At 41.3% G+C, this 23,737-nt stretch carries 19 protein-coding genes and 3 tRNA genes; 7 read left to right on the plus strand and 15 right to left on the minus strand.

Annotated elements, in window-relative coordinates; all coding sequences use genetic code 11:
- Positions 1-17: 17 nt before the first annotated feature.
- The 6 genes from hflX to tsaE all read right to left on the minus strand — a co-directional run bounded on the left by hflX (position 18) and on the right by tsaE (position 6,471).
- On the minus strand, positions 18-1,298 hold the full coding sequence (gene hflX, locus PR834_RS15285) for a ribosome rescue GTPase HflX (RefSeq protein ID WP_004906004.1): 1,281 nt from the start codon (positions 1,296-1,298) through the stop codon (positions 18-20).
- A gap of 92 nt (positions 1,299-1,390) precedes the next feature.
- Positions 1,391-1,684, minus strand: coding sequence for an RNA chaperone Hfq (gene hfq / locus PR834_RS15290; RefSeq protein WP_004906005.1), 294 nt, complete (start codon positions 1,682-1,684; stop codon positions 1,391-1,393).
- A 107-nt stretch (positions 1,685-1,791) separates the two neighbouring features.
- Positions 1,792-2,733, minus strand: a complete 942-nt coding sequence (gene miaA, locus PR834_RS15295; RefSeq protein WP_004906008.1) for a tRNA (adenosine(37)-N6)-dimethylallyltransferase MiaA — start codon at positions 2,731-2,733, stop codon at positions 1,792-1,794.
- On the minus strand, positions 2,726-4,696 hold the full coding sequence (mutL, locus tag PR834_RS15300; protein WP_272536760.1) for a DNA mismatch repair endonuclease MutL: 1,971 nt from the start codon (positions 4,694-4,696) through the stop codon (positions 2,726-2,728). Before mutL ends, miaA begins: the two co-directional genes overlap by 8 nt.
- A gap of 9 nt (positions 4,697-4,705) precedes the next feature.
- Positions 4,706-5,992: an N-acetylmuramoyl-L-alanine amidase AmiB gene (gene amiB, locus PR834_RS15305; protein WP_181488783.1), complete on the minus strand. Its 1,287-nt coding sequence runs from the start codon at positions 5,990-5,992 to the stop codon at positions 4,706-4,708.
- 14 nt (positions 5,993-6,006) lie between these two features.
- On the minus strand, positions 6,007-6,471 hold the full coding sequence (tsaE, locus tag PR834_RS15310) for a tRNA (adenosine(37)-N6)-threonylcarbamoyltransferase complex ATPase subunit type 1 TsaE (protein ID WP_004906013.1): 465 nt from the start codon (positions 6,469-6,471) through the stop codon (positions 6,007-6,009).
- Between the two features lie 288 nt (positions 6,472-6,759).
- Here tsaE and queG point away from each other — a divergent pair, with 288 nt between their 5' ends.
- A complete protein-coding gene (gene queG / locus PR834_RS15315) occupies positions 6,760-7,941 on the plus strand; it encodes a tRNA epoxyqueuosine(34) reductase QueG (RefSeq protein ID WP_136134035.1) in 1,182 nt (393 codons plus the stop codon).
- A gap of 686 nt (positions 7,942-8,627) precedes the next feature.
- Here the strand turns inward: queG and PR834_RS15320 are convergent.
- The 4 genes from PR834_RS15320 to orn form a co-directional block, all read right to left on the minus strand.
- A tRNA-Gly gene (locus PR834_RS15320) sits at positions 8,628-8,703 on the minus strand.
- Positions 8,704-8,743: 40 nt separating this feature from the next.
- Positions 8,744-8,819: transfer RNA gene (locus PR834_RS15325), tRNA-Gly, on the minus strand.
- A gap of 39 nt (positions 8,820-8,858) precedes the next feature.
- Positions 8,859-8,934 (minus strand) — tRNA-Gly (locus PR834_RS15330).
- Positions 8,935-9,204: 270 nt separating this feature from the next.
- The gene (gene orn / locus PR834_RS15335; protein WP_196725048.1) at positions 9,205-9,750 is read right to left on the minus strand and encodes an oligoribonuclease; all 546 of its coding nucleotides are present in this window, start codon (positions 9,748-9,750) and stop codon (positions 9,205-9,207) included.
- 111 nt (positions 9,751-9,861) lie between these two features.
- Between orn and rsgA the strand changes: the two genes are divergently transcribed.
- The 4 genes from rsgA (at position 9,862) to PR834_RS15355 (ending at position 15,689) form a co-directional block, all read left to right on the plus strand.
- On the plus strand, positions 9,862-10,914 hold the full coding sequence (gene rsgA, locus PR834_RS15340; RefSeq protein ID WP_004906021.1) for a small ribosomal subunit biogenesis GTPase RsgA: 1,053 nt from the start codon (positions 9,862-9,864) through the stop codon (positions 10,912-10,914).
- Between the two features lie 156 nt (positions 10,915-11,070).
- Positions 11,071-11,967, plus strand: a complete 897-nt coding sequence (gene asd, locus PR834_RS15345) for an archaetidylserine decarboxylase (protein WP_136134032.1) — start codon at positions 11,071-11,073, stop codon at positions 11,965-11,967.
- Between the two features lie 33 nt (positions 11,968-12,000).
- The gene (gene mscM, locus PR834_RS15350; RefSeq protein WP_094962478.1) at positions 12,001-15,342 is read left to right on the plus strand and encodes a miniconductance mechanosensitive channel MscM; all 3,342 of its coding nucleotides are present in this window, start codon (positions 12,001-12,003) and stop codon (positions 15,340-15,342) included.
- Positions 15,343-15,350: 8 nt separating this feature from the next.
- Positions 15,351-15,689, plus strand: a complete 339-nt coding sequence (locus PR834_RS15355; protein ID WP_004906029.1) for a hypothetical protein — start codon at positions 15,351-15,353, stop codon at positions 15,687-15,689.
- Positions 15,690-15,692: 3 nt separating this feature from the next.
- Here PR834_RS15355 and PR834_RS15360 read toward each other — a convergent pair whose 3' ends face one another.
- The 5 genes from PR834_RS15360 to pldA all read right to left on the minus strand — a co-directional run bounded on the left by PR834_RS15360 (position 15,693) and on the right by pldA (position 21,425).
- Positions 15,693-16,496, minus strand: a complete 804-nt coding sequence (locus PR834_RS15360; protein ID WP_196725049.1) for a tetratricopeptide repeat protein — start codon at positions 16,494-16,496, stop codon at positions 15,693-15,695.
- A gap of 256 nt (positions 16,497-16,752) precedes the next feature.
- On the minus strand, positions 16,753-17,565 hold the full coding sequence (gene yigL, locus PR834_RS15365; protein ID WP_094962476.1) for a sugar/pyridoxal phosphate phosphatase YigL: 813 nt from the start codon (positions 17,563-17,565) through the stop codon (positions 16,753-16,755).
- Positions 17,566-17,578: 13 nt separating this feature from the next.
- On the minus strand, positions 17,579-18,574 hold the full coding sequence (pldB, locus tag PR834_RS15370; RefSeq protein ID WP_004906034.1) for a lysophospholipase L2: 996 nt from the start codon (positions 18,572-18,574) through the stop codon (positions 17,579-17,581).
- 20 nt (positions 18,575-18,594) lie between these two features.
- Positions 18,595-20,421, minus strand: a complete 1,827-nt coding sequence (gene recQ, locus PR834_RS15375) for an ATP-dependent DNA helicase RecQ (RefSeq protein WP_004906037.1) — start codon at positions 20,419-20,421, stop codon at positions 18,595-18,597.
- A 110-nt stretch (positions 20,422-20,531) separates the two neighbouring features.
- Entirely contained in the window at positions 20,532-21,425 is an 894-nt protein-coding gene (pldA, locus tag PR834_RS15380) for a phospholipase A (protein ID WP_004906038.1), read from the minus strand.
- Between the two features lie 155 nt (positions 21,426-21,580).
- Between pldA and PR834_RS15385 the strand changes: the two genes are divergently transcribed.
- Together PR834_RS15385 and rarD are read left to right on the plus strand one after the other, a co-directional pair.
- Complete coding sequence (locus PR834_RS15385; RefSeq protein ID WP_096864355.1) at positions 21,581-22,051, plus strand: thioesterase family protein; 471 nt, start codon at positions 21,581-21,583, stop codon at positions 22,049-22,051.
- 158 nt (positions 22,052-22,209) lie between these two features.
- The gene (gene rarD, locus PR834_RS15390) at positions 22,210-23,103 is read left to right on the plus strand and encodes an EamA family transporter RarD (RefSeq protein WP_004906041.1); all 894 of its coding nucleotides are present in this window, start codon (positions 22,210-22,212) and stop codon (positions 23,101-23,103) included.
- Positions 23,104-23,737: the final 634 nt, after the last annotated feature.

Below are 23,737 nucleotides of genomic sequence, written 5' to 3' on the forward strand. Positions count from 1 at the left end.
ATTAATAACCAAAGCGATTAAATAACATAGTCAGGTAATTGCTGCTCTTGTTTGCACAGACGCCGCCAATCCACCATTGGCATACGCACCTCAAGGCCAATTGAGCCGTCTTCTTCCTGCCATTCACGTTCGATTGACTGAAGTTGATAGAAACGGCTACGTAAACGGCCTTCATTCGGTGGTAAACGCAATTCAACATGTGCGATTTCACCTGAAAGACGTTCCGTCAATGCCTGTAGCAACAATGGGATACCATCACCCGTTTGCGCTGAAACCCAGACACGAACCGGCTTGTTATCCTCATCTCTGTCAATACGCGGGACAAAATCCTCCAGCATATCAACTTTGTTCATCACTAAAAGTGTTGGTATTTCATCCGCTTCGATTTCTTCTAACACACTTTCAACTGCATGAATATTTTCATCCAAGCGATTGTCAGCTGCATCGATAACGTGCAGCAATAACGTTGCTTCACGTGTTTCTTGCAGGGTTGCTTTAAAAGCTGCAACCAAATCATGGGGTAAATGGCGGATAAAACCCACAGTATCTGCAAGAACGACAACACCAACATCTTCTACATCAATACGACGAAGTGTTGGGTCAAGTGTTGCAAATAACTGGTCAGCAGCATAAACATCAGCGGCCGTCATGCGGTTAAACAAGCTAGACTTACCAGCATTGGTATAACCGACAAGCGAAATAGTCGGGATATCTGCCTTACTTCTCGCTTGACGCCCTTGTTCACGCTGTTTTTCCACCCGACTAAGACGAGATAAGATTTGTTTAATTTTATCTCTTAATAGCCGGCGGTCAGTTTCAAGTTGAGTTTCACCGGGGCCTCGTAAACCAATCCCGCCTTTTTGTCGCTCTAAGTGCGTCCATCCCCTCACTAAGCGAGTCGATAAATGCCTTAATTGAGCCAATTCAACTTGAAGCTTACCTTCGTGTGTACGTGCGCGTTGAGCAAAAATATCTAAAATTACCCCTGTACGGTCAACCACCTTACATTGGCAAATCCTTTCGAGATTACGTTCTTGAGCAGGGCTTAGAGTATGATTAAACAACACCACATCTGCACCACTTTCCTCAACAGCTTGGGCAATTTCTTCTGCTTTACCTTCTCCAACAAAAAACTTTGGATGAGGAGCTTTACGACTGCCCGTGACTATTTGTACTGGTTTTACCCCAGCAGATGTCACAAGTGACTCAAATTCTGCCAGATTATCAACGTCTTTCTCTTGAGAAAAAAAGACATGGACTAATACAGCTAGTTCACCGCCTTCATACCTATCAAACAAGGTGTAACCTCTTAGGCTAAACAATAATTGCAAAGGAAAAACACAGGTACAGTCTCCCTACCCATGCTTTCCTTGTCTTTTAGCGTACAAACTTACTCAGTTACTTCGCCATCTTGCGCTGCAGGGTTACCTGAATGGTAATTACCATTACCAGTGCTACCCGCAGTACCGCTATGATGAGAAACAGGGCGAGCAGGGACAACAGTCGAGATAGCGTGTTTATAAACCATCTGGCTAACTGTGTTTTTTAATAAAATGACAAATTGGTCAAAAGACTCAATTTGCCCCTGCAATTTGATGCCATTAACGAGATAAATAGAGACCGGAACCCTTTCACGACGTAATGCGTTCAGGAACGGATCTTGCAAAGATTGCCCCTTAGCCATTCTATGTTTTCCTTATTTTGTTGTTTTTAAAAGAGAATCTTTTAGATTCCAAAAAGTAACTACTCAAAAATTGCGCTTAACGTTCTAATTGTACACAAACATCAGTCCTATGCACGCATAACCTGCATAACGGTGCTAAGCGCTTGCTGAGGTTGTTCACTATCTAGCCAATGAACATTCTCCCAGCTTCTTAACCAGGTAATTTGACGTTTTGCCAATTGGCGAGTTGCACAAATCCCCCGATAAATCATTTCATCATGGCCAATTTCACCATCTAAATATGACCACATTTGCCGATACCCCACACAACGAATTGAAGGGAGGTCAACATGTAAATCATTTCGTTGATGTAACTTGCGAACTTCTTCTTCAAAACCCGCATCTATCATCAGATGAAAACGTTGTTCTATGCGCTCATGTAAAATTTTACGATCTTGTGGCGCAATAGCAAACTGAAACACATTATAAGGCAATTCTTCCCCAGCTGTTTGTATCATTTCAGTCAAAGTTTGTCCCGAAATGAGATATACCTCTAAAGCACGGGATAATCTTTGTGGGTCGTTAGGATGAATCCTTGCCGCAGCAACTGGGTCAACCTCAGTAAGACGACGGTGAATTTCCCCCCACCCTTGTTCTTTCGCAATGTGTTCAATTTCAGTACGAACTGCTTGGTCAGCTGAAGGAAGAGGTGAAAGCCCTTCTAATAAGGCTTTAAAATACAACATTGTGCCGCCAACTAATAATGGAATTTTACCTTGTGAGGTAATTTCAGCCATGGCATTTAATGCGTCACGGCGAAAATCGGCAGCACTGTATGGTAGAGACGGATCGAGGATATCAATCAGACGATGGGGAGCTTGGCTGAGTTCTTCTGTTGTTGGTTTTGCTGTGCCAATATCCATCCCTCGGTAAATTAATGCCGAATCGACACTAATAATTTCCACAGGCAAATGCTTGCGAAGTTCTATCGCCAAAGCGGTTTTACCTGAGGCCGTCGGACCCATTAGGAATATTGCGTCAGGTTTTTTCTGAGTTGCTAAATCACTCATTTGTTAGTGTAGCTACCACGGATTGTAAATTAATTAATTGTAATAATGTTGGTGGAGGGTTTTTCACCCACTGCGGACATACCCGCTCAACATCAGCCAGCAACTGAACAGCCTGTGCTAAACTCCAACTTTCTTCTGTTTTAACCTGTGAAACTGCTTTAGCGAGCCATTGTGCTATCTCTTCGTCAGTGACACTTTCTTTTCTCGATAAAAAATCGAGTAGCTCAGAAAAAAGCTGTGATAAATTTTGTGTTCTTAATGGTAACGATACCGTATGAATTGTTACTTTTCCATGTAATATCGTGGCTTCGATACCAAATATTGTCAATTGTTCCTTGTACCGCTGTAAAACCTCTATTTCATCATTTTTAAGTGACAATTTTAGAGGTATTAACAATGGTTGGGGCTTTAAGGCTCCACCACTCGGTGACAATTGTGACAACTTCAATAAATAATTAGCTTCCGTTAAGGATAACAGGATTAGCCCCAACGAAGACTCAATTAATGCAAAGTTTTTTGCGTAAATTGTCAATACTTTGCCAAAAAGGTAGTTATCCGCATTTTTTGCTACAGGTTGTGAGGATATTTGCGGTGAACTGATTGGGTTACGTTCAGGAAAAAGCGGCTTTTTATCTTCAGGAGCAACCGGAATGGACATTAAGCTCTGATACAGTTCGCCTACTTTTTTGTCATAAGTTGAGCCAAACGTTTTTGCTGGTACATTTTCTGAAAAACCTGACGTTGATTTCGGCGAAGAAAAAGCGTGATTTTTAGCATTATCCTTTAAGTGGCTAGCCTGCTTATAAGGTGTTTTAGGCTCTAGAAGGGTATTCTCGACTATCGTCTTGTTTTCTGCCTTATGTTGCTTAGGAGCCACACTAGGAGAAGAAAAATAATTTTCCCCCGCAGAAGGCCGATTTTCCAGTTCTGTATTTACAGGTTCGATACCCGGAAGCTCATCAATAGATGCGGCTTCTAATAATACTGTTCGTACCGCTTGATAAATAAAATCATGTACCAGACGAGCTTGGTGAAAACGAACCTCATGTTTTGCTGGGTGTACGTTAACATCAACTTGTTTTGGGTCAATGGTCAAATACAGGACATAAGCTGGCTGCTGGTTTTCGTCTAAATGCCCTTCATAAGCTTGGCGAATAGCATGATTAATCAGGCGATCACGCATCATACGGCCATTGACATAGCAATATTGTGTTTCACTACCCGACGTCATTGATGGAGAAACGACCCACCCTTTGATAGCAAGATCGCTATGTTCCCAAGATAACGCCAAAGCGCCTTGCATAAAGCCCGTTCCACAAATCGTCCCAAGACGCCTCTCTTGCTGTGCCTCATCATGAGCCGCTCGGTATTGCTTTACTAATTTCCCATTGTGAGTCAGGTTGATAGCCACATCAGGGCGAGAAAGCGCAATTCGGCGAACAATTTCATCGATATGACCGAATTCAGTTTTTTCTGTGCGCATAAATTTACGACGAGCTGGCGTATTATAGAATAAATCTAATACTTCAACCGTTGTGCCATTGGGATGCGCTGCGGGTTTAACTATTACCTCCATATCCCGACCTTCGGCATAGGATTGCCATGCTTCTGTCTGGTCTGCAGGCTTTGATGTCAACGTTAAACGTGAAACAGAACTGATACTCGCTAGTGCCTCACCGCGAAACCCCATACTCATAATGGCTTCAAGATCATCTAATGTGGCAATTTTACTGGTCGCATGGCGAGCTAAAGCCAAAATCAGTTCATCTTTACGGATACCACAACCATTATCACGAATACGGATCAGTTTTTCTCCGCCGCGCTCAATGTCGATATCAATACGCGTTGCCCCTGCATCAAGACTATTCTCAACGAGCTCTTTAACCACTGACGCAGGCCTTTCAACCACCTCACCTGCTGCGATTTGGTTGGCAAGTTGTGGGGATAGAATATGTATAGCCATGCCTCCCCCTTATTGTGGCGCTGCTTGTATTGGATTCGCCAAGAAATATTGACGTAACCCTAAATGGATAGCTTCTGCGACTTTGTCTTGGAATTCATTCGATTTTAGCAACTGCTCTTCCGCTGCATTACTAATAAACCCAGTTTCGACTAAAATTGATGGGATATCAGGAGAACGCAATACACCTAAGCTTGCATGTTCAGGGGTTCTTTTGTGAATATTACCTACTTTTCGTAGCTGTTCGATCACTTTAACCGCAACATCGTACCCCACACGCTGAGAATGACCGAATTGTAAATCTAAAACGGCTTGGCTTAAGTAAGGGTCCGCGCCACTCAGTGCATCACCCGCCCCACCTAATAATTCCGATTGTTTTTCACGTTGTTCCAGCCAACTACCCAGTTCACTGTTTGCACGCCGATTAGACAATACCCATACTGATGCGCCCCGTGCACTGCTATTCGGAGCCGAGTCCGCGTGAATTGACACCAACATATTAGCCCCTTTCTTACGTGCCACATCAGAACGACCACTAACAGAAATAAAATAGTCACCGTCACGTGTCATCGCGGGCTTAAACATTGGGTCGGCTTCAAGGCGTTGGTATAATTTACGAGCGACGCTGAGAGTCACATCTTTTTCTTTATAACCATTCTTGCCTATCGCACCAGGGTCTTTTCCACCGTGCCCTGCATCAATAGCTATGACGACCTGCTTGCTACCCTTTGGCATATTTTTATATTTGGTTGGTGTTGGTGTAGCCACAGGTGCAGGATTACTCATCTTCAATGGTTTATCTTGAGTATTATTTGCCGCTGGTTTAACCGTATTATTGGTTTGATTAAAAGAGGTAGAACCGGATGCATTTCCAGTCGATATCGTTAACACCAACTGATATTCACCTGAAACCTGTTTAAGTACCGCTTTTGTTTTCGCTGCGCGAGATAGCTCTAAAACTAAGCGTTTGTGTTGGTTATCAGAAGGTTGGCTCGCCCGTACCAGTTTTACAAGATCCCCCGCGGGAACTTTAAGTGGTAAACCAATAATCTCACCTCGTTGTTTGATATCAACAACAAGGCGCTCAGGTGAATGCAATGGGAAATAGGAGTAGTCGGGCTTACCATCAATAAAACTTAGCACCACTTCTGCTTGTGATGGGCTGTTATTAACTTGAATATTTGATAATGTTGCCGCTTGTGCTTTTGCTCCAAACAGCCACATAGCTAATGCCATAAACAAGACGAAAACAGTAAAAAAACCCTTTTTTGTTATTCTGTGGATTGATGCATTCAACATGAGCAATAGCTTCCTTAGAGTAGGGGTAATGCTTCTAACAACGACTCCCCATTGGCAGAAAAAGCAACAAAGTGAGCCTGACGCCCTTCGCCTTGATAGGTCAGATGGAGCTCAAGATCCGCTTCAGGTAAAAAACCTTTACCTTGTTGCGGCCATTCGACCAAACAGATCGAATTTCCAGAAAAATAGTCACGAATCCCCATAAATTCAAGTTCTTCAGGGTCTGCTAACCGATAGAGATCAAAGTGAAAAACTTGACGATCTGCTAATTCATAAGGTTCAACCAAAGTGTAGGTTGGGCTTTTTACGTGACCTTGATGGCCCAGCGCTTGTAAGAAACCTCGGCTAAAGGTGGTTTTCCCTGCACCGAGATCACCATATAAGTGAATAATTGTACCTTGATGGCAAGCCTTAGCGATAGCATTACCTAAAGCGACAGTTTGCGCTTCATTGGCAAGTTGTATTGTACGTTCTTTCATATTGTTCTTTTATTATGTCATTAATAGGCGGTGTCGCCTGTTTATCCTTTAAATGCATAGTTTATCTTGCTGATCAAAATGCATAAAGAGATATCAACAAACATCAATATTACTGCTTATCTTAACCTAAGATGGGGCTTTTTTCTTAATTAACATTGCTTGAATGATGAGTTCAGAAATATCCTATAATTGTTCTCAATATTGAAGGCATTTTTTCATACGTTTTGATGAATAACGCAGGTCATGTTAGAGTGCCAGCCGTTTTAATCTTTCTCAATATAGGATCTGATGCCAAGATACCTCGATCTCGATCTTCTCGCTCAGAATATTAAACAATGGGGTGTTGAAGCAGGTTTCCAACAAGTCGGGATCTGCGATACTGACCTTTCAGCGGAAGAGCCCAAATTACAAGCATGGCTAGATAAACAATTTCATGGTGAGATGGAATGGATGAATCGCCATGGGATGATGCGAGCCAGACCACACGAACTGCACCCTGGCACGTTACGTGTCATTAGCGTGCGTATGAATTACTTGCCTGCCAAAGCCGCATTTGCTAGTACATTAAATAACCCTGAATTAGGTTATATCAGCCGTTATGCCCTGGGGCGAGACTACCACAAACTATTAAAAAAACGTCTAAAACAACTTTCAGATCGTATTTTAGACTATTGTCGTGAATTTAACGGAGTGATACTGGCCGATGGCACCACCATTGACGATCTTAATTTTCGACCTTTTGTCGACTCTGCGCCAATCTTAGAGCGCCCTCTCGCCGTCAAAGCGGGTTTAGGATGGACAGGAAAACATTCATTAGTCTTAAATCGTGAAGCAGGATCTTGGTTTTTTCTCGGTGAATTATTGATTAATTTACCCGTTTCTGTTGATAAACCTGTCGAAGAAGATTGCGGCCGCTGTGTTGCTTGTATGACAACTTGCCCAACAGGTGCAATTGTCGAACCTTACACCGTAGATGCTAGGCGCTGTATTTCTTATCTTACCATTGAGCTAGATAGTGCTATCCCTGAAGAATTTCGCCCTCTAATGGGAAATCGGATCTACGGTTGTGATGACTGCCAGCTTATTTGCCCGTGGAACCGTTTTTCCCAGCTAACTGATGAAGATGATTTCAGTCCAAGAAAGGACTTACATACACCAGAGTTGCTCGACTTGTTCTCATGGGATGAAAAAACCTTTTTAAAGGTGACCGAAGGCTCTGCAATCCGCCGCATTGGTTATATTAAGTGGTTGCGAAATATCAGTGTGGCGCTAGGTAACGCACCTTATCAAGACAGTATTGTACTGGCTTTACAAAATAGGTTGGGAATTAACGAAATGCTAGATGAGCACTTCCAATGGTCTATACAACAACAGCTTAATCGACGTAATGCAAACCAAGTCACAATTCAAACTTCACAGCAAAAACGCCTTGTACGTGCGATTAACAAAGGTTTACCGAGAGATGCATAGAAAAAAGTCAGCTATATATCTGAAATGAAGAATTGTCAAATTGATGTGAATAAAGTAAAAAGTGCTTAGCAGACAATAGGTAAAGAATTTGCAAGATGTGCTAGCCGCATTTTGACAAAATAAATCACTTAACAAATAAATCAATAAGTTACAACAATGCTATTTAAATACTAGAATTAAATAGCACAACAGAAATTTGTTAATTAGCCTGTGGATAACTCTGTGTAATAAGTTATTTCAAATCGCGATAAAAACCCAGATTGATTGAGCGGGCTGTGGATAACTTGCTAATGGCACATTGAAAAGAAAAATACTGATTTTACGTTTACTAGCAATACAAAAGTTACCAAAAAACAAGACTAAAATGAAAAGTGACTCGAAGTAAATAAAAAAGCATATTTTTGTTTATTATTTAAACTTCTAATCATCATCTTAGAGATGGATGCAAAACACCCTATTGCTAAGGGGTGGCTATTCTATGGCGACCTGAAAACGAATGCAAGAGGAAATCTGGATCTGATCCAAAAAAGATCGCAAAACCCATGTAGATCCTAGTGTTCAAGGTATAAAAGGATAAAAACAGTGAACAAGCGCAATTCATATGCACACTAGGTGATTCTACTTAAGTTAAATAGGTATTGTGTAAGAATTAATTAAGAAGAAAAGTTAAGAGACTAAGAAAATATTGGAGCGGGAAACGAGACTCGAACTCGCGACCCCGACCTTGGCAAGGTCGTGCTCTACCAACTGAGCTATTCCCGCATTTGGTGGGTACTACTTTGACTAAAACACTAAGAAAGTTTGGAGCGGGAAACGAGACTCGAACTCGCGACCCCGACCTTGGCAAGGTCGTGCTCTACCAACTGAGCTATTCCCGCATCACGAAAATAGTGCTTTAGCTAAAACATCAAAAAATTTGGAGCGGGAAACGAGACTCGAACTCGCGACCCCGACCTTGGCAAGGTCGTGCTCTACCAACTGAGCTATTCCCGCATCACATTTTTGGATGTTTCACGTGCCGACTTAATAACAAAAACTTCATCGGTACGGGGAGCGCATTATACGAAAAATTCAGATACTAGCAAGCCCTTACACTCAAAATTTTTATTTTTTTATTCGTTTGCTGACAATTCAATCACAATGGTGATTTTATCAACACCCGTTGTAATAAATTGATTTCAATACGTTAACATTGTTAACTTATTGGGAGAGAACAGCTTATGAAAGCCGCTCAAGATTGCGGCTTATTCGTTAATTTAACATTTATTCTTTAATAAATGTCTCTCGGTAATAAGCTAATTCAGCCACAGATTCACGAATATCATCAAGAGCTTGGTGAGTATTTTTCTTCGAAAAACCCGCTAGAACTTCAGGTTTCCATCGGCGAGCAAGCTCTTTTAATGTACTGACATCAAGATAGCGATAATGAAAATAGCTTTCTAATTCAGGCATGTAGTTGAACAGAAAACGTCTATCTTGCCCAACACTATTACCACAGATTGGGGATGCCCCTTGAGGAACCCATTTTTCTAAAAACGCAATTGTGGCTAACTCAGCTTCACGCTCACTCACGGTACTTTTACGTACACGTTCAACTAAGCCGCTATTAGTGTGGGTATTTACATTCCACTCATCCATCAAAGCGAGTTGTTCATCCGTTTGATGTACTGCAATTACAGGGCCTTCTGCTAAAATATTAAGATGACTATCTGTTACAATGGTCGCTATTTCAATAATACGATCACGAACAGGATCGAGCCCCGTCATTTCTAAATCGATCCAAATTAAATTATTCTCATTCTTTTGCATGATATACCCTAACTGCATTCTATGAAGTTAAGGTATGATAGCACTCTTCATGCCATCAGTGACAGGCGTGAGTAACCCCCTAAAATACAGCCCATAGTAAAGAGAGGACAGGTGGCTAAACAGAAACTTTCGAAAGGCCAACAGCGCCGAGTTCAAGAAAATCATCAAAAAAGACTTAAAAAGCAAAAAACAGTTGAAATTGATGATAGCCAATTAGGTGAAGCGCAAGAAGGCTTAGTCATTAGCCGTTTTGGGCAGCATGCTGATATTCAAGCAAGTGACGGGACTATCCAACGCTGTAACTTGCGCAGAACGATTTCGTCCCTCGTTACAGGGGATAATGTGGTGTGGCGACCAGCCTTGAACACACAAAGTGATATCAAAGTAAATGGCATCGTCGAAGCGGTTCACGAGCGCCGTTCTGTTCTAACTCGTCCCGATTATTATGATGGCTTAAAACCGATTGCCGCTAACATTGACCAAATTGTTGTGGTTTCAGCTATTTTACCTGAGCTTTCGCTGAATATTATTGACCGCTATTTAGTTGCCTGCGAAACCACCGGGATTAAGCCTGTTATCGTTCTCAATAAAGTCGACCTACTCGACGACGAAAACCGTGAGTGGGTAAGTGATTTAATGACAATTTATCGTGATATTGGCTATCAAGTTCTCGAAGTTTCAAGCCATACCAATGAAGGCATGGAAGCGCTTACTAACGCGCTAGCAGGTAAAGTATCTGTATTTGTTGGTCAGTCTGGTGTGGGCAAATCAAGTTTATTAAATGCATTACTCCCACATAACGAAGAAGCGATTTTAGTTAATGAGGTTTCAGACAACTCAGGGCTAGGACAACATACAACAACAACAGCTCGTTTATATCACTTCCCATTGGGCGGCGATGTGATTGACTCCCCTGGTGTCCGTGAGTTTGGTTTATGGCATCTAACAACGGAACAAGTGACCAAAGGATTTGTCGAATTTAAAGATTACCTTGGTGGCTGTAAATTCCGTGACTGTAAACATTTAGATGACCCTGGTTGCCTGTTACGTGAAGCCGTAGAAGCAAATAAAATTGCTGAATCACGCTTTGAAAACTACCATCGCATTTTAGAAAGCATGGAACAAATCAAACCTCGTGGTAATTTTACGGCGAAAGATAAATAATGTTAGTGAGTGCTTACAAATAACTCACTAACGCTAAACCCGCTCTAAATAATTTAATGATGGTTAGCCAATGATGCGGCCGTTTGAAATATGACGAGTAAACTGTGTACAATAGCCGCCCTTTTGCTAACATACCTTTAAAAATCAGAGGTTAACGTGCTAGATAAAATTAAAATTCGCTTGCAATATATGCTTCCAAAACAATGTCTTACTGAATTTGCAGGCTGGTTCGCAAGTCGCAATGCGGGTTTCATGACGCAATGGGCAATTAAACTGTTCGCAAAAGTCTATAAAGTGAACATGAATGAAGCGCAAAAAAGTGAGCTTACTGCTTATGCCACTTTTAATGATTTCTTTATCCGTCTGCTAAAAGAAGGCGCTCGCCCAATTGTGGAGAAAGAACACCAACTTGCTCAACCTGCTGACGGTGCAGTTAGTCAATTAGGCCCAATAAATGATGACCTTATCTTCCAAGCTAAAGGCCATAATTACACAGTTGAAGCGTTACTTGCTGGCCAATACCAATTAGCAGAGCATTTTCGTGGTGGTGACTTTATTACCACTTACCTCTCCCCAAGTGACTATCACCGTGTACACATGCCATGTGATGGTTTACTCAAAGAGATGATTTATGTGCCAGGCGATTTATTCTCTGTAAATCCATTAACGGCACAAAATGTTCCCAACCTGTTTGCACGGAATGAACGCTTGATTTGTGTTTTTGACACCCCTGTTGGCTTAATGGTACAAATCCTTGTAGGTGCAACCATCGTTGGTAGTATTGAGACGGTTTGGAGCGGTTGCGTCAATTCCAGTCGTGAAGGCGTCATTAAGCGCTGGGTTTACCCTGAGTTGAACTCTGAAGGTGCCGTTTTCTTGAAGAAAGGTGAGGAAATGGGGCTGTTTAAACTGGGCTCAACGGTGATTAATTTATTTGAACCTAACAAAGTGATATTTAATTCATCACTGATCCCCGGTTATGCAACTCGTATGGGCGAATTACTCGCTGAAACTGTTGCAAATACAGTAACAGAAGAACCTGCTGACGCTTAATTAAATTATTATCCCTTGAAGGAGCTCCTCACTGTGCGTGTGATTATCAGTTTTTTTCTTAGCCTGTTAATCGTTTTTTCTTCCGTTGCAGCACCGACTGCAGCGCAGGATGAAGCACAGATTAAGCAGGAGCTCAAACAACTTGAGTCAAGTACCAACCCCAAAGATGCAGAGATAGCACAAGCATTACAGGGTGCTTTGAATTGGATGAGTGAAACACGTGATTCCGATGCAAAGGCCAAGTCTTATCAAGAAGCCATTGATAACTTCCCTAGAATTATCAAAGAAATAAGACAAAAAATCCTCAATGAAAGTGATGAACCAGCACCTATACCTGTGGGTATCAGCTTAGGTGAACTTGAACAACGTATTATTCAGCTTAGCAGCCAATTACTCGATCAAAGCCGCTTAACTCAGCAAGAGCAAGATAAAGGCCGCGAAATCAGTGAATCACTAAGTATTCTGCCACAACAACTTTCTGAAGCTAGACGCTTACTCACTGAAGCCTCTTCGCGCTTTCAGTCTCTGAGTACACCCTCAACGCCATTAGCCGATGCCCAGTACACGTTAGCTCAAGCCGAAGTAAGTGCTCGCAAATCAACAGTTAATGAACTGGAAATGGCGCAGCTTTCTGCCAATAACCGCCAAGAAATCTCACGCCTTACGTTGGAGTTATACAAAAAACGCTATCAACGTATGGAACTTGAGTTACAAAACCTGCGTGATTTCCAAAATACCCAACGCCAACAAAAAGCAATTTTAGCGTTAGAACATACCGAGATGTTGGCTGCGCAAGGTGAACTGACCCCATTTTTAACTGAGCAGCTTGATATTAACCGTAAAATGTCTCAGGAATTAACCGCTCAGGCACAGCGCATGAGCGCAATCACCAATAGCCAAGCTGAAATTTCAACGAGTATCCGCGATGCTCGACAAGCGCTCACAACTATTCGTGAGCAAGCTCAGTGGATCAGCAGCTCAAGTACATTAGGGGAAGCGCTCAGAACACAACTCTCCCGTTTGCCTGATATTCCAAAGAGCCAGCAGCTTGATCGGGAAATGGCAGATTTACGCGTTCAACGCTTAAATTATGAAGATAGCCTCGATAGGCTAAGTAAAATAGATACAACCGAGCAAGAAAGCGAGCATGAGCTCAATACAGCTCAAGTACAAGTTTATCAGTCATTGATTAAAACCCGCCGTGAGCTACTAACCTCTTTAATTTCAGGTCTCGATGCTGAAATGTTAGAGCTAACAAAGCTCAATGTCGCCACTGGGCAATTGACCGATGCATTAAAAGAAGTCAAAGATGCTTCAAACCGTTATCTTTTCTGGGTCGCAGATGTTCCGCCAATAAGCATCAGCTATCCTGTCATGTTAGTAACGGATATTACTCAATTACTTTCTCTGGATACCTTGTCCCAACTGGCCGGTGCTCTGCGTGTTATGCTGACAACACAAGATACATTTTTGTATCTTTTAGGTTCGATAGCATTAGTCATTTTCAGTATTAGCACTCGCAAGCACTACCAAGCATTTCTTGACCGCTCCAGTTTACGGATTGGTAAGGTGACACAAGACCGGTTTTACTTAACCATTCGAACTATTTTTTGGTCAATAATTGTTGCTCTTCCTCTCCCTATGATGTGGTCAGCCATCGGTTATGGCTTACAAAGTGCATGGCAATATCCCATGGCCGCGGCGATAGGTTATGGTGTCAGTGCGACGACACCTTTACTATGGCTGTTTATGATCAGCGAAACCTTTTCTCGCCCTACTGGGTTATTTATTTCTCACTTCGGTTGGGACAAAGATTCTGTTAAACGTGCGATGCGTTATTACCGAATGGCGATTTTTGTCATCGTTCCACTCGTGATGGCAATTATTACCTTTGAACATTATAGCGATAGGGAATTTGCAGCTAGTATTGGCCGCTTATGCTTTATCTTTTTATGTGTCGCACTTAGCTTAATTACCAACAACTTACGCCGCTCACAAATCCCTCTCTACTTAGATAGACATGGCTCCGGTGAGAATATTGTTAATAAAGCATTGTGGTGGATGATATTACTCGCACCTATCGTTGCTGGGTTCTTCTCCATTTTAGGTTATTTTTCAACTTCACAGGCCTTGCTTGCTCGTTTAGAAACCTCTGTCGCCATTTGGTTTGTTATCCTTATCGTTTATCATACGATCCGTCGTTGGATGTCAATGCAGCGCCGTAAATTAGCCTTCGAGCGTGCGAAACAACGCCGTGCTGAGATATTAGCTCAACGTGCTAAAGGTGAAGACGATAGCCAGCAAGCAAACGCCAGTAGCGAAGGAAATATTGATATCGAAGAACAGGTTATCGACTTAGATACCATCAGTACCCAATCCGTTGGGTTAGTTCGTTCGATTTTAACCATGATTGCCTTGGTCTCATTGATTTGGCTGTGGTCCGAGCTACATACCGCATTCTCTTTTCTTGAAAATATTCGCTTATGGGATGTGACATCAACGGTTAATGGCGTTGATACCGTACAACCTATCACCATGGGGTCTATTTTCATTGCCATTTTGACTATTATCGTTACCGCACAATTGGTTCGTAACTTACCGGCTTTGCTTGAGCTGGCCGTACTCCAACATTTGGATTTAACACCAGGTACTGGTTACGCCATTAGCACATTAACAAAGTATACGATAACTATTATAGGGACCATTGTTGGCTTCTCTATGTTAGGAATTGAGTGGTCAAAACTGCAATGGCTTGTTGCGGCAATGGGGGTCGGGCTTGGTTTTGGTTTACAAGAAATTTTCGCCAATATTATCTCAGGGTTAATGATCTTATTTGAGAAACCGATCCGGATTGGAGACACAGTAACTATCCGTAACTTGACGGGGAGTATTACCAAGATCAACACCCGTGCTACTACGCTGACAGACTGGGATAGAAAAGAAATTATTGTGCCAAATAAGGCATTTATTACTGAACAATTTATTAACTGGTCACTGTCTGACACGATCACACGTATTGTCATGACTATTCCTGCACCTTCTGATGCCAATAGTGAATTAGTGACAGATACCATTTTACGTGCAGCCAAACGCTCTACGATGATTTTAGATAACCCAGCACCTGAAGTATATCTTGTTGATTTACAACAAGGTATTCAGATTTTTGAATTACGTGTCTATGCCGCTGAAATGGGCCATCGGTTACCTGCGCGCCATGAAATTCACCAAAACATCTTAGTTTCCTTCGCTGAACAAGGAATTACCTTGCCATTCCCACCATTCCAAGCAAGGGTGGATGTCCGTGATAATTCTCTGCAAAGTGCGACAAACAATCTTTCAGGGCGTAATCCTAGTCGTAAGTCAGGGGAATTGTAAGCCGTATTATGCCATTACAATTAAATGAAAAAGACGAATTAGTGATGTTGAGGATCGCCCAACTTGAACGTATTGGGTCGATTTTATTCTTTTTAATTCCATTAATTATCTTATTAATTGTTGGGAAAGCTTTTGCATTTAATACACTGTACCTTTGGCAAGTGTATTGTGCGTTTTATATCGTTGGGTTTCGTGTACTTTGTAGCAAGCTATCATCACAACAGCAACAACTAGCTATTCGTCGAGGCTGGGGAAACAATCGTTTTTATCGGCTTTCTTGGTGCTATCTTGTATTATCTGTCGTCATACTGGTGGGATACAAAATCGTATCCCACACATCTGCTTAATCATTAGCTGGCTTTAAAACCATACGATTTAATATAACCTTCCGCTAATTTTTGTGCTTGCTGTAATTCTTCAGGGCTTAACTGAGCCGCAATCTTATTTTGTAGACGATGACTTTCTGCGTTGCCGCTGTACACCGCAGTTGCAAGCCATGCGTAGGCTTGCTGCAAGTTTTTCTTCACACCACGTCCTTCAGAATACATGACACCTAAGCGGTCTTGAGACTTGGCATCCTTTTGTTTCGCGGCTTTTCTAAACCAAAACACTGCTTTCTCGTCATCTAAATCAACGCCACTCCCAATCGAGTACATTTGGCCGATTTGGAATTGAGCAAGTATATTTCCGCCTTGCGCTGCTTTTCTAAACCAAAATGCCGCTTTTTCTAGGTTTTGACTGACACCTAAGCCTTGTGCGTACATCATAGCCATGTTGGTTTCAGCTCGGGTATCACCTTGAGCCGCTGCTTGTTCATACCATAGCATCGCTTTGTCATAATCACGACGCACACCAAAACCATTTACAAACATCGTACCTAAGCGAAACTGTGCATCTGAATTCCCTTGGTTCCCCGCCTTAATAAACCACTCAGCCGCTGCTTTAGAATCTTGAGAAACACCTAAACCTTTAAAATAACGCTCTCCTAGCTGAAATTGAGCTTTAGGATCACCTTTTTGTGCTAACTGCGTAATTTGTTCAATCGAGGGTTCTTGTGCTGCTGTCACCGGTGCCGGCGCAGTGGTAGGTTTAGCGGTTAAAACAGAACTATAACAAATCGAGCCTAACAACAGTGCTAACGCAATTTTTTTCATCCTAAGGAACCCTCAACAGTGCAATATGCAACCTGTGAAAACAGTGCTATCCATTAATATCGACCGAAACACTCATCCCCCTAGTTTAAATTTACTTTTTGTCAGAAAAAATAGGAAAAGTGGCCTAAATTTCACAAAAAGCACGTTTCGCTGTATTTTCGCTATGGGAACTTACGTTTTTCATCTAATTGAGATAATAAAAAACCAGATAAACATATTGCCTATCTGGTTCCTCTATTTCAAATAACAAAATACATTATGCGTTATTAAGGTATTTATTTCTCAGATAACGAGCAACAGCATCATCACTATTCGAACCAATGACTTCCATGTGTGGTAACGCATCTTTTAGCAATTGATGAGCATTTTGCATGATGCAGCCTTTTCCAGCCATAGTCAGCATTTCTTTGTCATTCATGCCATCGCCAAAAGCAATACTATCACTCGGTGTATAGCCATGTAGTGCCGCAACTTGCTTCAGAGCCTCGCCTTTAGAAACATCACCAGCCATAACTTCTAAACAGCTACGCAATGAAAACGTTACATTCACTTTATCTTGCCAGCGTGCTTGAATGCGCTGCTGTAAATCCACCAGCAGGTCATGATCTTCACTGGTGTAGTAAACTTTACAGACTTCAGAAGTGACAAAATTATGGCGGTCAAACAACTGGTAGTTAAATACCGATTCTTTAAAAAATTCTTTTTGTTCAGGGCTTTCCCGGTTGATAAACCAATCATCACCATGGTAGTAATTAGTGATAAGTTCAGGGTTATCAAATTCCATCAAACACAGTTCATGAGCTATTTGAGGATCAACATTGTGCTCAAAAATTAAGTCACCGCGGGTATTATGGATCCGTGCACCGTTAGATGTGATCATATACGCATCGATGCCTAAACCATCACGGATTTGAGCAACATCCACATGGTGACGGCCTGTTGCAAACACAAAATGCACATCTTGGGAAGTCACTAGCTGTTTCAAGGTGTCTTTTGTATAAGACGTTAAATCATGATTGGGAGATAACAGTGTCCCATCCAAATCGGAAGCAACTACAGGATATTTCATATTCAAACCCTAACTAATACTGCTCAAAAAAATCACAGATAGCATTAAGCGCCATCGCTCTTAATGCATCCACTTCAAATAGGATTTCATGGTGTGCCCCTTCAATGATGAGAGGTAATTTTTCTTCTCGTCCTATTTGCGCTTTTTGTCGGCTTTGACAAAAAGCTTGTAGCTCTTTATTGCTGACCACTTTTTCTTCGCTGGCTTCCAACACCATCAGTGGCACATCAATTTCTCCCGCTTTCGCAATTAGCTCATCGCCAATCACAAAACTTTCACGTAACCAATGGTAAGTCGGCCCACCTAAGCGCAATTCAGGATAATCGGCATAATAACGTAAGTAGCGCCGATAACGCTCTGGACTGTGTGTTAATACATTGATTAAATAAGGTAATGGCTGCCATTTCCCAGTAGAAGCCGCATAATCATTGCGGACACTTTCGCGAGATTCGGCTCTATCAACAATAAAGCTCGCCATCCAACGAGGCATCGGTAAATTAATACCAATCATCGGCGCACATAAGGTTGCAGCATCAAAAGTGACGTTATCTCGCAACAAATACCCGGCTAAGATAGCACTCCCCATTGAGTGAGCTAATGCATAACATTTTGGATAATGCCGATATTTAACCTCAAGCTCAATGAACTTTTCAAAATCGTCAATGTAATCAGTGAATTTTTCAACATGGCCTTTTTGAGGATCCGCTAACATGCGCCCTGATCGCCCTTGCCCACGATGGTCAATAATAAACACATCATAGCCTAAATGATAAAAATCATAAGCCACTTCAGGGTACTTCACATAACTTTCACTGCGCCCCGGTGAAATGACAATCGCTTTATGATGTTTTGGATGAATAAAACGGACATAGTGAATGGGAATATCATCAACCCCCACGAATTGAGATTCTTCACGATGTTGCCAGAAATCTAAAAGCGGGCCATTTGTAAAAGCAGAAAATTGAGTTTCTCGATTCAGCCAACTCTCTTTTAGGTTTTCAGGCGTCATCCTGCAGTTTCCTTATCTATTCATTCATAACCTTCAAGATGGTCTTGGATAAGCGCCATAAATGCTACTCCAAAACGTTCGAGCTTGCGTTCGCCAACACCATTGATTAACAGTAATTCGGCAGGTGAAGTCGGGGTGTGCTCAGCCATTTCTATTAATGTTGCATCATTAAACACCACAAATGGCGGAATATTTTCTTCATCTGCAATGGATTTACGCAATTTACGCAGTTTAGCAAAGAGCTTTTTATCATAATTGCCATGATAAATTTTGTTTTGTTGATTACGGCTTTTTACCACTAAAACACGAGGAACTGCGAGTTTTAGTGCAGCTTCACCACGTAATATTGGCCGTGCTGCCTCCGTTAATTGAAGCGCTGAAAAATGCGTAATATTCTGTGTGATCATACCTAAATGGATCAGTTGGCGAATCACACTGACCCAATGTTCATTACTTTGTTCTTTACCAATGCCATAGACAGGCAGTTTATCATGGCCTAAGTCACGAATACGCTGATTATTAGCGCCACGCAGAACCTCAACAATATAGCCGATACCAAAGCGCTGACCAACACGATAAATACAGGACAGCGCTTTTTGCGCATCCACTAACCCATCGTACTGTTTTGGTGGGTCTAAGCAAATATCACAATTGCCACAAGGCTGCTGGCGATTTTCACCAAAATAATTGAGTAGCACCAAACGGCGGCAAGTTTGTGCTTCAGCAAAAGCCGCGATGGCATTCAGCTTATGCCGTTCTATATCTTGCTGCATACCCGCAGGCTTTTCTTCAAGACAACGACGTAACCATGCCATATCTGCAGGGTCATAAAATAAAATGGCTTCGGCTTCAACACCGTCACGACCTGCCCGCCCTGTTTCTTGATAATACGCTTCGATATTACGCGGAATATCAAAATGAGCGACAAACCGAACGTTTGATTTGTTAATTCCCATCCCAAAAGCCACTGTCGCCACGACAACTTGTAGGTTATCTTTTAGAAATGCATCTTGTACCCACTCCCGTTGGGCAGCGTCTAACCCTGCATGGTATGCCGCAACACTTAAGCCTCGCTTTTGCAAGCGCTCTGTCGTTTCTTCAACCTTACTGCGACTATTACAATAAACAATACCCGCTTTTCCTTTTTGCCCTTTAATAAAAAACCAAAGTTGATCTAAAGGCTTATATTTTTCGACTAAGGTATAACGAATATTTGGCCTATCAAAGCTACTCACATGGACTAATGGCTCATGTAGCTCTAATAAACGAATAATGTCTGCACGTGTGGTTTCATCCGCAGTTGCGGTTAACGCCATCACGGGTACATTAGGTAATGATTGCCGTAATTGGCCTAGTGCGCGGTATTCAGGGCGAAAATCATGTCCCCATTGGGAAATACAGTGGGCTTCATCCACTGCTAGCAAGGTGATGTTCCATCCTGCTAATTGGCTTAAGAAATAATCAGTTAACAACCGTTCAGGAGCAACATATAGTAATTTTATTTCCCCCTGACTGCACAATTCCATGATTTGACGTTGTTCTTGTGACGTTTGTGATGAATTTAAACACGCAGCATTAACCCCATGTAACCTTAATTGGTCAACTTGGTCTTTCATTAATGATATTAATGGCGAAACGACCAGTGTGACACCTTCTTTAACTAAAGCAGGAACTTGGTAGCAAAGGGATTTACCACCCCCTGTTGGCATTAACACTAAGCAATCACGGTTATCCAAAATAGCCCCAATGACAGCATCTTGCCCAGGGCGAAATGACTGGTAGCCGAATGTACTATTGAGCACATGTTCAGCCAATGAAAGTTGGTTAATGACGCAAGCAGTGGACACAAACTTCCTCAATCGATAAAACAAGCCGCTGCCCAATTGAGCAGCGAAGTTGTTGATTCATGACTTGGTATTCAACTCAGAACAAAATAGAGAGCTGAGTTTTTCTTCCATTACAGCATATCGTTTAGCATAACACCGATACCAAAACGTGTTTGGCGATAATTGTAGTCTATCATCGACTCACCATATCCGCTAAACAACTGGGTATAAAAACGCACATGTTTACTAATTGGATAGCTCCACCCCAATTCTGCACCACCATACCCTGTATTCCAGTTATAGCGCCCAGTCGTAGTAAACACGCTGTCTCCCAACGCATACCCTACTTTTAAGCGATAGTAACCCATATATTTGGTAATATCAGAATTATCATCACGCCCTTCACTTTCATGAATCCGGTACCAAGGTTTGAGATCAACTTGCCAGTTACCATTTTGCGCCATTGCCCTTGCATATACTCGGTTCCAGCTGCGAGACGTAGGCTCTGAACGACCATTTGACTCGTGGTTAAAACCTGTTTCAATCTCACGCAACGTCCAACCCGCAAATTGGTAGTCGGTTAACCAGCCAACAAACACTTGAGGCTCATAGTTAGTTTCTCTAAATGGTGAAGACTCTTTTTTATTACTTAGCTGCCACCAAGAACGCTGAGTATAAGAAACAGCTAAAATTGAGTCATCACCCGCAATACCCGCCCATAATGGAAACGCTAAACTTAATTGAAATTTAACTTCGTCCTTTAACGCATCATCACCCCAATTGTAGCTAGAAATGGCTTCTTTATTCATCGAGGATGTATAGGTATAAAGGATATAATTCGATTCATATGGATACAGCACAAATGGGTTATCATGGTGTTGCAGTAATCCTGAAATGATGCTTCCACGTATTGGCAAGGTATTTTTGACATCTTCTTCAGGCTGAACACCTGTATTTTCAGTCGCAAACAATGAAGCAGACCAAAAGCAGAGCACTGCACTTAACAAAATCGGTAAAGCGCGCATTAGTCATTCCTATTTTCAACATCGTCCAAAAAAAGTTTGTCCTATTTTACACACAAAACTGAATAACTGTTGAAAGATTATTCATTCGTTTGTTAGAGACATAATTTACACATAATGTTAACTTATTATTCACATATTTTTAAAGGATGAAAACGATGAATGACCGTACTTATACTTTAGAAGAAGCCAGTGACTTAATGAGCCATGCATTTATTTATAAAATGCCATTTAACCAGCTACTTGGTATTAAATTAATGAGTTTAAATGATGATTTTGTTCAGCTTACTGTTGAAAATCGTCAACAATTAATTGGTAATTTTACTCAGAACATTTTACATGGCGGTGTGATCGCTTCGGTTTTAGATGTTGCAGGGGGGATGGTATGCATCAATCGTATTTTGCAGCGTATTAATCCATTAACCCACACCGAGATTGTCGATAAAATGTCCCGAATGGGGACAATCGACTTACGAGTTGATTATTTACGCCCCGGTCGAGGGCAAATTTTTACTGCTAGTGCTAGCTTATTAAGAGACGGCAATAAAATAGCCGTTACCCGCTGCGAGCTTCATAACGAAAACAACCAGCATATTGCAACAGCAACGGCAACTTATCTGGTTGGATAGAAATAAAATATAAATAATTAGTCACCTACTAAACTAATAACTTGTAAAAAAACCTGAGCAATGTCACATTAGTGGTATCAAAAATCGAGCCGCTTAAATCGGCTCGGTCTCTCTGTATAAGTATCTTTTTAGTCTTTAATTCAATTTCAGAGCCAACAATGAGCCAGCAAAATACTACCAAAGGCGTGTTATGTGCCTTAGGCGCCTATTTTATTTGGGGTGTCGCACCTATTTATTTTAAAAGCATCCAAGAAGTGCCCGCAGAAGAAATCCTGACTCATCGTATTATTTGGTCATTTTTCTTTATGATTTTATTATTAACAGTTTCACGGCATTGGAGTTATGTTCGCCAAGTACTAAAGCAACCAAAGAAAATATTAGTTCTTGGTGTAACGGCAACGACAATTGCTTGTAACTGGTTAATTTATATTTGGGCAGTTAATAATGGTTATATGCTACAAGCTAGCTTAGGTTACTTTATTAACCCACTAGTTAACGTACTGTTTGGAATGCTATTCTTACAAGAACGTTTTCGCCGCATGCAGTGGATTGCTGTTGGTCTTGCACTAACAGGTGTATTGATCCAGCTTTGGCAATTTGGCTCAGTGCCTGTGATTGGGCTAAGTTTAGCTGTTACATTTGCCACCTATGGATTATTACGTAAAAAATTAGGGGTCGACGCACAAACAGGAATGACATTCGAAACACTTTGGCTGCTTCCTGTCGGGATTATCTTCTTATTATTTTTTGCAGATAGTCCAACGAGTGATATGGCAATGAATGATTGGCATTTGAATGCACTTCTGATTGCTGCCGGGGTAATTACTACAGTGCCACTGTTACTATTTACAGAAGCAGCTAACCATTTAAGGCTTTCAACGCTAGGCTTTTTCCAATATATGGGGCCAAGTATTATGTTCTTACTCGCCGTCTTTGTGTACGGTGAAGTTATGACACCTGAATTGTTAGTCACTTTTGGGTTTATCTGGGTTGCATTAATTTTATTTACATTAGATGCATTATATACCCAGCAGAAACTGAGAAAAAAATAATGGCTAACTGTTTACAGAAACTCAGATAGCCGGTAAATAGCGTTAATATTAAATACCGACTCTCGTTTTATATTCTAAACGAAGTCGGTGTTTCATTATATGGAACTCAAATAGTTAATTTAATTAATGCAAATAGGCTATTTAATTAAGTAGTAAATTCTTTATCTACCACATGATAAATTAAAATTAATTTAAATCTTTTTGTTCTTATCTATATATACGCAATTGTAACAAAATAAATTTAATCACATAAAATCAATAAGTTAAACAGAAAAAATTCATCTTGATTTTCTATACATAATGGCTATCATTTAACTTATCTTAAATCCACTTCAATTAATAAACACATCCATCAAACAACTCTTTGAAATAAAAGTAGTTGTTTATTTTTTTCAATTAATGATTGCTTAATAAGAACTTGGTAATTATATTGTACGCCGCTTGTATTCACCCCAGCGGATGGTGATGGTCCGATTCATCACTGACGTTTCATTAAAGTGCGCACGATGACATTTCATTTTAAAAATGTCCTGGTGCGAGGTTTTCTGAAATTGAATGCAGACGGTTCTAAGATTTAATTTAATACAACCATGTAGCGTTAAGACTCTAAATAATTCGAAAACATAACTAGGCG

Source organism: Providencia sp. PROV182 (genome assembly GCF_028480325.1).
Taxonomy (GTDB): Bacteria; Pseudomonadota; Gammaproteobacteria; order Enterobacterales; family Enterobacteriaceae; genus Providencia; species Providencia hangzhouensis.